Genomic DNA, 10,883 nt, shown 5'->3' on the forward strand with positions numbered 1-10,883 from the left:
CTTCTTATTCGGGAATGACCGCAATTACGTCGATCTCCATCAGCCACTCCGGCTGTCCCAGCCCTGAAACGACCAGGCCCGTGGAAATCGGAAATACCCCCTTGAGCCATTTACCAACTTCTTGGTAGACCGGTTCCCGGTAGCGGGGATCGATCAGATAAGTAGTGGTCTTTACGATGTGGCTCAGATCGCTGCCGGCCTCTTGGAGCAATTGTTTGACATTTTTCATCGCCTGCTCCGCCTGGGCCCGTGGGTCGCCGAGGCCGACGAGATTGCCTTCAAAGTCAGTGCCTATCTGGCCGCGGACATATACGGTATTACCTGCCCGCACGACCTGACAAAGATCGTTGTCAAGATTTTGATTGGGATAGGTCTCTTTGGTGTTGAACATGCGAATGCGAGTGTGAGTCGGCTGGGTCATCCACGTTTGCTCTTTCAGGTGGGTTATGACGGCATTTTCCCCATGTGCGACCGGAGGCGAAACGAGGTTTTTTATAGTGTTGGGTAACGTAAAAGATGCTTAGCGCGATAAGCGCAAATGAATCGCCCCGGGCTTCGTGAAAGCCTCAACTCTTGCGAAGATTAGATCATAAGAAATACTACGACCGGCTCAGCTGAAGTCCGCGGACGTTCCGTGCGCATGGTTATGGAGCACCTGAACGACTCCCCCCACTCGAGTGGGCAGCCATCAAGCCATAACACCGAAGATCGGCTGTGCTGCGCAGACTCTGCATGGTTGGATTCGCCGTCATCAGACCGATACAGGGCAGCGTTCGGGGACGGCCATCGAAGAGCGGGAGCGCATCAATGCTCTGGAGTGCGAGAACCACGAACTGCGCAGGGCCAACGAGATTCCGCCTGGCCAGCGCAATTTTCCTAAGCGGGACCCGAGTGCCACACCAAGTCCTGAGGGCCTTTGTCTATCAGAACGTGTCCCGTCTCGGGGACGAGTCGATCTGCCGCGTCTTGCAGGTCACCCGGTCCACCGCAAGCATGCGATCGTCTGCGCAACCCGGTCCGCACTCCTCGTGCTCGACACGACGAGGCGCTGATCGCGGAGGCTCAGCGCGTCTGAAATGCCAGCATGCAGTGCTATGTAGCGGCGGAGGTCTGGAGGCAGCTGCGGCGAGAGGGCATTGTGTCGCCAGAGGCACGGTGCGGCGGTTGCGAGGCAATGGAGCTGGCGCCCCTGCAGCTGGCGCACTGGCCACAAGAATAAACGTCTAATGAGTTCCATCGGCCATAACCCGCCTGCAGAAGCTGAAACAAACTTCCACCAGCTACAAGCAGGTCAGGTTATAGCGGACAGACCAAAACGGAACGACCCTCAGGAAACTCGGAGCACTTCACAACACCAAGCCTGCCCTCATTACGAAGCATCAGGATAAGTGAGGTATCGGCGCCGATTATCGATGTGGTCGGCTACGTACTTGGCGTCGTGCCAGACGCCCCATATAAATGATGAACCGCGTCGGGATTGCCACGGCAGACCTAGGAAGTAAACACCGGGCTCCGCAGAGACACCACGCTGATGTAGTGGTTTGCCTTTGGCGTCGAATGTGTCGACTTTCAGCCAGCTGTAATCGGCTGCATAACCGGTTGCCCAGATGATCGAAGTCACGCCCGCTTTGGCCAGGTCCAGCTCAAGAATGGGCTGGGTCACGCATTCCGGCTCCGGGTAAATGTTGCGCGCTTCAGGATCCAATGGGAGATCAAGACCATTACGCTCGACATAGGCATCTGCCGCGTCCAGCAGCGACAGGTAGTACTCATCGCCGCTTGCCAGGTTATCAGCCAAGTCCGCGTTAAAAGACACCACGCCGTCCTTAAAGGATTTGGTCAACCCCACCAGCGTCACCCCTCGGTGGGCCAAGCCCCTGAAATCGACGGTGTGGCCACCACGAGCACCGCTCACCGCAATGGTGACGTGTTCTTTGCCAGGCTGCATCGCCACTGCGTCCCACAAGCCGAGCACCCCCAGCCACCAGCAGAAGTCGCGATTGCGGTAGGCGCGGGGGGGACGATCATGCTGGCCCACTGAGAGATACACCTGCTTGCCGGCACGCTGCAGTTCATCGGCGATCTGCACTCCCGAAGACCCGGCACCGACCACTAGGACAGCGCCTTCACGCATCTGTTGAGGATTACGATACTGCGCCGAGTGAATTTGCGTGAGGGTGCCATCCTCAGGCGCAATTGACGGAATGATGGGGCGCTGGAAGGGACCAGTTGCCGCCACCACATGTAGGGCCTCAATCATGCCCTCGGAGGTTTCGACCGTGAAACCTGGTCGACCGACATTGCGTTCGACACTCTTCACTTCCACGCCAGTGCGAATAGGGGCATCGATCTTCCTAGCATAGGTTTCAAAGTAATCGGCCACCTGATCCTTGTGCGCAAAATCGTCGGGACTCACGTCCTCAAATTTAAGTCCCGGAAATCGATCATGCCAGGCGGGTCCATTTGCGACTAGCGAATCCCAGCGCCCTGTACGCCAGGCTTCGGCGATACGATTCCGCTCCAGAACAAGATGCGGAATGCCATGATTGCTTAGGTGCTCACTCATGGCCACCCCAGCTTGGCCGGCGCCGACGATAAGGGTGTCTATTTCTATATTTTCGACTGACATGTCTGTTTCCTTCACAGAGGCTGTGCGATGCATTCTGTGTAGATACGCGTAATAGCGAAATTATGTTTTTTATCGTCGTTAGGCAGGAAAAAGCTAGGCCCAGTAGGAGAGCGGGCTGAAGGGACCATTGAGGAACTCGTCGGTGCAGGGTGAGCTGTATTAGCAGACGAAGTGCAGAATTCTGTGTAACCGGGGTTGGGGTTACGGCTGCGGCAGTCTGTACTCGTAACTGATCGTATAGCGCGTCAGCGCCGCCTTAAGGTCACGGATGACCATCTCATTAGTGGTGAAGCCTTCTCGGCGGCGAGAGATGGCACAGCAGGCCGTATACTCCGGCCGAGTCAGTGCTAAACAGGCGTGCCTGGCATTTGGTATCAGCGTTGCCTGCTATCGCTACCAGGCTCGGTTGTCCTCGGAAAATGCCGAGATCGCCGACCACCTGATCCGCCTCACACACAATCAGCGCAACTAGGGTTTCGGCCTGTGCTTCCTGTACCTGCGCACCGTGAAAGGCCACCGGTGGAATCACAAGCGGGTGTACCGGATCTATCGGGAGCTGGGGCTGAACCTGCGGATGAAGCCGCACAAACGCATCGTGCGGGAAAAGCCTGAGCCACTGGCGGTCCGGAGGCGATCAATCACTGCTGGTCGACGGACTTAATGCACGACCAGTTGGCCGACGGTCGTAGTTTCCGCCTGTTCAACCTGATCGACGACTTCAACCGTGAAGCCTTGGTCATGGATATCGACCTGTCACTGCCAGCAGAGCGGGTGGTGCGCGCGCTGGATCACTTCGGGCTGAAAAGCACGGCACTCACCTGGAGCATATCCAGCCCGGCAATCCGCAACAGAACGCCGCTGCGCCTGCTCGAGGGTTATCGCGGCTACCTGATGACCGACGACTATGCCGGCTACAATGGCGTGGCCGCACGAGAGGGCATCGAACGCCTGGGCTGCTGGGCGCATGCCCGGCGCAAGTTCGTCGAAGCGCAGAAGGTGCAGCCCAAGGGCAAGACCGGGCGAGCCGACATGGCGCTGAACCTGATCAACCAGCTCTACAGTATCGAGCGTGACCTGAAAGAGGCCGACGACAGCGAACGCCTGGCCGCCCGCCTTGCTCAGGGCAGCCAACCCGTGCTCGACCAGCTCAAGGCCTGGCTGGACAAGGCCCAGTCGCAGGTCGCCGGGCAGACAGCCCTGGGCAAGGCGGTGAACTACCTGGCCAGCAACTGGAGCAAGCTGGTGCGCTACGTCGAGGCCGGCCACCTGCCGTTCGACAACAACCGCGCTGAGAACGCCATCCGCCCGTAAGTCATCGGCCGCAAGAACTGGTTGTTTAGCGACACCCCCAAGGGCGCGACGGCCAGTGCACACATCTACAGCCTGATCGAAACCGCCAAGGCCAACGGCCAGGAGCCCTACGCCTACCTGCGCCATGTGCTGGAACGCCTGCCCACCGCGAGCCGCGTCGAATACTACGAAGCGCTGCTGCCGTGGAGCTGCCTTCCGGCAAGCACATCCTGACCACAAGGCCTCGTCAAAGGAAGACGGGGTTTATGGAGCGCTTACGAACGCTACAACCGCACGGTGCGTTACGACTGACTGGGACATTATCTGTTCGAATCCATCGCCGAGGTGCAGGGGCATGCAACTCGTTAGGTATGGACATACAACCACGGACGGCCAAATATGGCCTTGGAAGGCATCACCCCCAAACAGAAGCTGGCCCTCGCGGCCTGACCTCTACTTCTGGCCAGTACTAAAAATGGCGGGATTACCCGAAGTCTTGATTGCCTGGACAAAATTTGGAGGTCTGTAATACGCAGAAACCCGGGTAAAAACCGGGTTTCTGGTTGATCCAGCCGGCTCAGGCCAATTCCAACGCGCGCTGAGCGGACTATGCCTGTACTGGCGATGAGTTGTTCAGATCCACCCTAAGAGAATTACAGTGAATTTCGCAGCTCAGGTTTCGGCGACAGTGCTTGGGACGGTGCATGCACTTCAACCTCACTGTACTCCGGGTTCTGAATAAGCGACTTGAGCAAGCCGTATATCATCAAAATCAACACAATTGAGAATGGAAGTGCAGCGGCAATGGAGGCAGCCTGCAATGCTTTCAGGCCACCGGCAAGAAGCAGCACTGCTGCTACTGCGCCGAGCCCCATACCCCAAATGATCCTAAACTTGCGTGGAGGCTCTATGTCACCGATAGAAAGCAGCGTGCAGATGACCAGCGTACCCGAGTCTGCCGAAGTGACAAACCAAGTAACAATCAGCAATGTTGCCATCGCTGCCATTAGCCAGGCCAGCCATTCAGTGGTCATTTTTTCGATGGTGACGTACAGCGCAGTGGTCAAGTTGTTGTTGACAGCATCAACGATTCCACCAGCACCGTAGAGCTCCATGTGCAGCGCCGTGCCGCCGAAAAGCGCAAGCCAGATAAAGCTTACTAAACTCGGTATCGCGATGACGCCTACCAGAAACTCACGAACGGTGCGACCACGCGAGATTCGAGCGATAAACATACCAACGAAGGGAGTCCATGCGATGTACCATCCCCAGTAGAAGACGGTCCACCACCCCTGCCACTGCCCTTCAGGATTTGGGTCAACCCAGAAGCTCATGGGCACCATGTTCCAGATATAGTCTCCAAAGCTGGTGGAGAGCAGTCCCAAAAGAAACGTCGTGGGACCGGCAATCAGGAAGAACGCCAAGATTACGGCGGTGAGTTTAACGTTCCATTCACTGAGAATACGAATGCCCTTGGCAACACCGGAAACCGCAGACGTTGTAGCCAAGATTGAAATGGCAATAATCAATACAATCTGGTTAGCTGTGGAGATCTCCATCCCAAACAGATAGTTAAGCCCCGCATTCATTTGAGATACACCCAACCCCAGCGAGGTGGCCACTCCAAATACTGTGGCAAATATACCCAATATATCTACCGCATGACCGATCGGCCCATAAATTCTCTCACCGAGGATCGGGTACAGAGCCGAGCGAATAGTGAGGGGCAATCCTTTACGGTATGCAAAATATGCCATAGCCAGACCAGCGACAGCATATATTGCCCAACCGTGGAAGCCCCAGTGAAAAAATGAAATCCTCATGGCAACCTGAGCTGCCTCTGCTGATTTTGGCGCGATGCCGGCCATTTCAATAAAGGGGTTTCCTTGGAAATGGTACATCGGCTCGGCAATACTCCAGAACAGCATTGCAATACCCATTCCGGCACTGAAAAGCATAGCGAACCATGCAAAATAACTGAACTCAGGCTCTTCATTATCGGCGCCAAGCCGAATTTCTCCTCTTTTGCCTGTAGCTAACCATATGCACAGAAGAAACATGACGCCGATCAAACCCACATAGAGCCAATCAAACGTGGACTGGATGGTATCTTTAATTGCTCCGTATAACGCTCCAGCATACTCTGGATCGTAAATAGTGAAGACAAGAAAGACTAACACTATGATCTTGGACAAGATTCCCATCGAGGGATTTATGCCTGAAAGGAAACCTTGTCTCGCTATATTGTACTTGTTATTCATCTGAGCAATTCCTATGACGCTTGGCAATTATAACGATTGGCCGGATGCCTCAACTAAGAAAGCTAAAATTAATTGTCTCTCATGATTTACGACCCTCTAGCAAAACTCTGATAGCCCCTTTTTTTGCACAAGCCGGCCTGAAGCCCGCATGTTTACTGGGCACACTTTTCCAAACATGACTACTTCAGACGTTCCTTATCATCAGTACAGTTATTCGACCAAGTCGGCGAATTTCCAGTCGCCTCATGCAGCCAAGTTGACGGTTCAAGACCATTAAGCTTTGCTTTCGCTAGTAAGCCATGGGTCGCCGCCGCATGACGCCAGGCTCTTTAAGAACCGGTAAAGCAACCAGTTTTTATTGCCAGTAGCGAGCGGTTATATACCCTCGGCTTGCTGCACGAACAGGTACGATTCTAGCCCCTACTCTCAAATACGAGATAGCAGTCGACATCTATTCCTGAGATATATTCAAGCGTTCAGATGCGAATGTCATGCTCGCGGTTTTCGACAGTCGCTATGAGCTAGCGGATGCGGTTGAGCATATATTTCATCCACTGGTTCAACCTATTCATTCTAATGTTGACGTTCTCGCGTCCAAGATACGTCGCACAGTCATATAAGTGACCGGATCATTGATTGCATCGACGGCAAGCAGTGTCTCGCCTGCGTAATACCAGATGGATTGTGCCCCGGCTCTGGCCCCGGCCTTGACTTCTGTGCGGTCGAAACCGCTGTTGATACCCGCGATCTGAAGCTTTGCATCGAATTGATCCGACCAGAACCACGGTGTTTTTCTGGGGGGGGCGGCCTGCCCCAGCAATGAATGAGCGACCGCGTCGCCTTGCTCGATTGCATTCTGAACCGACTCGATCCTGGCAGTCAGCGCTTCGCCGCCCAGGGTTGCGCAATCGCCTGCCGCAAAAATGCGCGGATCGCTGGTTTGCCCGTTCTCATTGACGAGAACCCCGTTTCGGGTCTCGAGACCGCACTCCATAGCCAGTCGATCATTGGCGATCGCACCGATGCCGACGACAACAAAATCGGCGTCTACCTGTTCGCCATTTGAAAGCGAGGCTCGCCTTGCGCCATCGATGTCGCAGATCGAAAGAACGCCAACACCCTCAATTATCTTGACGCCGTGGCTGCGGTGGAGCTCGCGGAAAAAGTCTGCGGTTTCGGAGGCTGCAACCCGACCGAGAATACGCTCGGCGGCTTCGACAAGCACGACATCTAGGCCGGTCTTCGCAGCGGACGCAGCAAACTCCAGGCCGACATAACCTCCGCCAATTACCAAGAGTCGACGATCAGGACGAAGCTCGCCCTTCAGCATTTCGGCGTCCGCTATGCCACGCAGGGTGTAGATGCGGCTAGCGTCGCGCGTAAACTTATCGGGAAGAACGCGCGGACGCGATCCTGTGGCCAAGACGAGCTTGTCGTACGGGATCCGCTTTCCACCTTGCAATATGACCTGGCGCTCGCGCCTGTCGATGCTACTGACAGAACTTTCGAGCTTTAGGTCAATTGCCTGGGCGTCATACCAGTCGTGCGGCTTGAGTGCGAGGCGCTCTACCGAGAGCTCACCGGTGAGAAACGCTTTCGACAACGGCGGCCGCTGATATGGTAGATAGGGCTCATCGCCGATGAGGCTGATGCTGCATTCTGGCGATAGCGCGCGCAGCCGAGCGGCACAGGACACGGCGGCCTGCCCCGCGCCGACAATAACGATATTTTCCGCCATGCTCACACCCCCACATGTAGGACGATACCGTCCAACTGTTCGGTTACCCGGATCTGGCAGCTCAGCCGGCTGCGGTCAGTCCTGCCGCCCTCCACAACTTCAAGCATCTCACCTTCCATATCAGTCGGGCCCGGCACGATGTGCTGCCAGGCTTCATCGAGCACTACATGGCAAGTGGCGCAGGAAAGAGCGCCACCACAATCGCCAAAAATACCGGGGACATTCAGGTTGACGGCGGCCTCCATCAAGCTAACGCCGGTCTCGATATCTGCGGATATGGTTTTGCCGTCGGAGCATTTCCACGTTACACGGGGCATGAATAGTTACTCCTCGAATAAGGTGATGACAGGTAGCCTTCAGATTTCAGCGCTGGTCGTCGTGGGTTTCTCGATGCTGCGCGAAAGATATCGATAGAAATCCCATATCGTGCCTTCGTAATCTCGAGGCGCCAGATGTCCGGAGGGGGCGTGTCGCGATGACAGTGCGCGCTGCATACGCTCAAGCTTCTCCCGGTCCTCGCGGTTGACCTCGTTCCACAAGGCGAGTCGTTGATCTAGCTCGTCGCGGGTAAGCTCGTTCGAGTAGGTCGACATCGTCCACCGGACCATGATCTTGTCGACGGCGAGAGGCTGGATGGACAGTGAGACCAGCAGTGTGGCCGCCTGGCTTGCGATCTGGGTCGGAAATAGACAGAACAACGTCGATCGCTTCCGCTCCTCGTCTGACAACCCTGGCGCTCCGAACCCTCTTGATTCAGCGGCTTCGGGATAGTTTGCGCAGTAACTGGTGAAGGAGTCGTTGGCCATCGACTTCCGGCTCAGCCCGGTCGGTGTATAGGGATGCAGGGTTTCCGGGTGCACGACCGAGAGATGGTAGGCCTCCATGAAGTTCTCGACGAGGCACTTCCAGTTCGTATTCCAGATCTCTTCCTGGGCGTGTACAATGCGCATTTCCCGGGTACCGTAGCTGTCGAGAAGCGCCTCCAAGCCTTGTAGACGGCTACTCAGCGGGGCGGCAGCGTCGTCTAGGTTGACGTAGATGAAGCCATTCCAGAGCTCGCTTCGAAAGACCGGGAGACTGCAATTGCCTGCGTTGATGCCTTTGTCCTGCATTCGCGGCGCGTTGGACAGCCGCCCATCACGCGCATAGCTCCATGCGTGGTAGGAGCAGACCAAACGCCGGGCCGAGCCTCGCCCTTCCGCGAGAGGCATTCCCCGGTGCCGACACACATTGGACAGCACCCGTATCTCGCTATCGTCCCCTCTAATGACCAGCAGCGGCTCGTCGAACAGTACGGTCGTGAAATAGTCTCCTGGGGATGCCACTTCATCCTCCCGGCCGACGCAGTGCCATTCCTTCTTAAGAAAGGTCTCGACCTCGAACTGATAGAACTCCGGGCAGGTATAGAACTGTCCGGGAAGGCACCGAGCTTCGTCCTCGGGAAGAGCGGCTATCTCGTGCAGCCGCGCTGCCATGTCCGCAATCACTTTGTTTTGCTTGTCTTCCATCGTTTTCACCCGGCAGCTATTGGGAGAGCGCGTTCAAACCCAGCGATACGCTGGGCCAGATCGTATGTGATGTTGTTTATCGGCGACGTCAACGATGAAGGCCGCTCGAAGAAGATGTCACCAAGCTCCCGCCTCAGAAAACCTAGACTCGTATAGGTAACAGGCGCAGACGCCAGCGGGTGTTCAAGGGGTCGCGAGGCAGCGCCCAGCTGCTCCGGCATGGATGCATCTTCCGTCATGTGGTGCCCTCTGGACTAATGTGTTTTTCGTTGACACCCCAGACCTTAATTGCCAACCAAAAAAAGTAAAAGCTCAAAAAATATGCCGATAAAGAAGGAAAAATATGGCTAGGAGCAGCTGCTAGATGTGTAAACTCAGTACGTTGTTCAGTGAAAGTAGTGCGCGGCTAATGGGCAGGTTGTAACCGAGGCTGGCATGTGGGCGGAGCCAGTTGTAGTGGTGCAACCATGGCAGCAGGAGGGCTGCGTGCTGTTCGGAGCTTTCGTAACTGCGGGCATAGGCCCATTCGCGCGGACTGGCCTGGATGACGCGCTCGGCCTTGCGGTTGGTGCGTGGCGTGTCAGGTTTGGGCGGAGGTGGCGCAGCCCCAATCGTCTGACCAGGCGCCGGAACTTGCGCGAGCCATAACAGCTGCCGCTGTCGGTCATGATGCGGGTAAGGTGAACCCCTCAAGCCGGCTTCGCCTTCCTCGCGAAAGCGCCGCAGCCATTTGTAGGCGGTTCGAACGCTCACTCCAGCGGCCTGGGCGGCTTCCTCGACCCGCAGGCCGTGGTGAATTCGCCGAACCCAAAGGGCTCGACCGCGAGGGGTATGACGGGCATGTTAATGCAGACTCATCCGGGGCTCCTGGAAGGCTTGGTTGGTCGCACTTCCAGAATTCCGGGAATGCCCCGGATGAACAACCTACTGAGAGGTCACCGCTAGATCGCCTGAAGCGGGTCAAGGAAGATCCAAAACTTAAAGCAATCCTGCACTACCTAGAGAACGAGGGCTGGCGTGAGCTTGGCTGCATCATTTTCAGTCAATACTACGATACGGCCCGCTGGGTGGCTGAATCGCTCGCTGCACGCTACCCCGATGAGGCGGTAGGCCTGTATGCGGGGGCTGGTCGGAGCCGGCTCTATCGACAAGGTGACAGCGTGGCCATTGAGTGCGAAACACTCAAGCGCATGGTCGCAGACCGCAAGCTCCGCCTGATGATCGCTACCGATGCTGCCTGCGAAGGCCTCAACCTGCAGACGCTGGGTACGCTGATCAACGTAGACTTGCCATGGAATCCTACCAAACTCGAACAGCGCATCGGCCGCATTGGACTTACCCCTATCAAACCGGACACCGACACCCCGTTAAGTTGATGCCTCAGCCAAGCGCCTGAATTCCCGAGGCGAGCGGTATTTCAGTGCGCTGTGTGGATGTTCCTCGTTGTAATGCTCGAA

Annotated in this window: 7 protein-coding genes and 6 pseudogenes; 5 read left to right on the top strand and 8 right to left on the bottom strand. The window is 56.2% G+C overall.

Going from position 1 to position 10,883, the window contains the following annotated elements; genetic code table 11:
- Positions 1-4: 4 nt before the first annotated feature.
- A complete protein-coding gene (locus AB5S05_RS21015) occupies positions 5-421 on the bottom strand; it encodes a RidA family protein (RefSeq protein ID WP_369289466.1) in 417 nt (138 codons plus the stop codon).
- 168 nt (positions 422-589) lie between these two features.
- On the opposite strand from AB5S05_RS21015, the pseudogene AB5S05_RS21020 reads away from it, so the two are divergent.
- Positions 590-1,195: pseudogene (locus tag AB5S05_RS21020) on the top strand (IS3 family transposase); the annotation flags it as partial.
- A gap of 174 nt (positions 1,196-1,369) precedes the next feature.
- Here AB5S05_RS21020 and AB5S05_RS21025 read toward each other — a convergent pair.
- A complete protein-coding gene (locus tag AB5S05_RS21025; RefSeq protein WP_438943602.1) occupies positions 1,370-2,662 on the bottom strand; it encodes a flavin-containing monooxygenase in 1,293 nt (430 codons plus the stop codon).
- 208 nt (positions 2,663-2,870) lie between these two features.
- On the opposite strand from AB5S05_RS21025, the pseudogene AB5S05_RS21030 reads away from it, so the two are divergent.
- The 3 pseudogenes from AB5S05_RS21030 to AB5S05_RS21040 all read left to right on the top strand — a co-directional run.
- Positions 2,871-3,486 (top strand): annotated as a pseudogene (locus AB5S05_RS21030) (transposase family protein); the annotation flags it as partial.
- Positions 3,485-4,153 (top strand): annotated as a pseudogene (gene tnpC, locus AB5S05_RS21035) (IS66 family transposase); the annotation flags it as partial. The pseudogenes AB5S05_RS21030 and tnpC, both read left to right, overlap by 2 nt.
- A gap of 45 nt (positions 4,154-4,198) precedes the next feature.
- Positions 4,199-4,369, top strand: a pseudogene (locus AB5S05_RS21040) (integrase core domain-containing protein); the annotation flags it as partial.
- A gap of 203 nt (positions 4,370-4,572) precedes the next feature.
- Here the strand turns inward: AB5S05_RS21040 and AB5S05_RS21045 are convergent.
- The 6 genes and pseudogenes from AB5S05_RS21045 to AB5S05_RS22285 all read right to left on the bottom strand — a co-directional run.
- Complete coding sequence (locus tag AB5S05_RS21045) at positions 4,573-6,180, bottom strand: BCCT family transporter (protein WP_369289468.1); 1,608 nt, start codon at positions 6,178-6,180, stop codon at positions 4,573-4,575.
- Positions 6,181-6,748: 568 nt separating this feature from the next.
- Positions 6,749-7,918 (bottom strand): NAD(P)/FAD-dependent oxidoreductase, encoded by a 1,170-nt coding sequence (locus AB5S05_RS21050; RefSeq protein ID WP_369289469.1) that lies wholly within the window; start codon positions 7,916-7,918, stop codon positions 6,749-6,751.
- 2 nt (positions 7,919-7,920) lie between these two features.
- Positions 7,921-8,235 carry a 2Fe-2S iron-sulfur cluster-binding protein gene (locus tag AB5S05_RS21055; protein WP_369289470.1) on the bottom strand — a complete coding sequence of 105 codons (315 nt, stop codon included), beginning with the start codon at positions 8,233-8,235 and terminating at the stop codon, positions 7,921-7,923.
- A gap of 39 nt (positions 8,236-8,274) precedes the next feature.
- Positions 8,275-9,426 carry an aromatic ring-hydroxylating oxygenase subunit alpha gene (locus tag AB5S05_RS21060; RefSeq protein WP_369289471.1) on the bottom strand — a complete coding sequence of 384 codons (1,152 nt, stop codon included), beginning with the start codon at positions 9,424-9,426 and terminating at the stop codon, positions 8,275-8,277.
- Between the two features lie 360 nt (positions 9,427-9,786).
- A pseudogene (locus AB5S05_RS21065) lies at positions 9,787-10,100 on the bottom strand (integrase core domain-containing protein); the annotation flags it as partial.
- A 16-nt stretch (positions 10,101-10,116) separates the two neighbouring features.
- Positions 10,117-10,224 (bottom strand): annotated as a pseudogene (locus tag AB5S05_RS22285) (helix-turn-helix domain-containing protein); the annotation flags it as partial.
- Positions 10,225-10,460: 236 nt separating this feature from the next.
- On the opposite strand from AB5S05_RS22285, the gene AB5S05_RS21070 reads away from it, so the two are divergent.
- Positions 10,461-10,802, top strand: coding sequence for a helicase-related protein (locus AB5S05_RS21070; protein WP_369289473.1), 342 nt, complete (start codon positions 10,461-10,463; stop codon positions 10,800-10,802).
- Positions 10,803-10,883: the final 81 nt, after the last annotated feature.

It is taken from the genome of Pseudomonas zhanjiangensis (assembly GCF_041027545.1).
Classification (GTDB): Bacteria; Pseudomonadota; Gammaproteobacteria; order Pseudomonadales; family Pseudomonadaceae; genus Aquipseudomonas; species Aquipseudomonas zhanjiangensis.

What these genes read in the sequence shown, in the direction of transcription:
- AB5S05_RS21055 (WP_369289470.1), bottom strand. Translation starts at nt 8,235, where the DNA reads ATGCCCCGTGTAACGTGGAAATGCTCCGACGGCAAAACCATATCCGCA.
- AB5S05_RS21025 (WP_438943602.1), bottom strand. Translation starts at nt 2,662, where the DNA reads ATGCATCGCACAGCCTCTGTGAAGGAAACAGACATGTCAGTCGAAAAT.
- AB5S05_RS21060 (WP_369289471.1), bottom strand. Translation starts at nt 9,426, where the DNA reads ATGGAAGACAAGCAAAACAAAGTGATTGCGGACATGGCAGCGCGGCTG.
- AB5S05_RS21045 (WP_369289468.1), bottom strand. Translation starts at nt 6,180, where the DNA reads ATGAATAACAAGTACAATATAGCGAGACAAGGTTTCCTTTCAGGCATA.
- AB5S05_RS21050 (WP_369289469.1), bottom strand. Translation starts at nt 7,918, where the DNA reads ATGGCGGAAAATATCGTTATTGTCGGCGCGGGGCAGGCCGCCGTGTCC.
- AB5S05_RS21015 (WP_369289466.1), bottom strand. Translation starts at nt 421, where the DNA reads ATGACCCAGCCGACTCACACTCGCATTCGCATGTTCAACACCAAAGAG.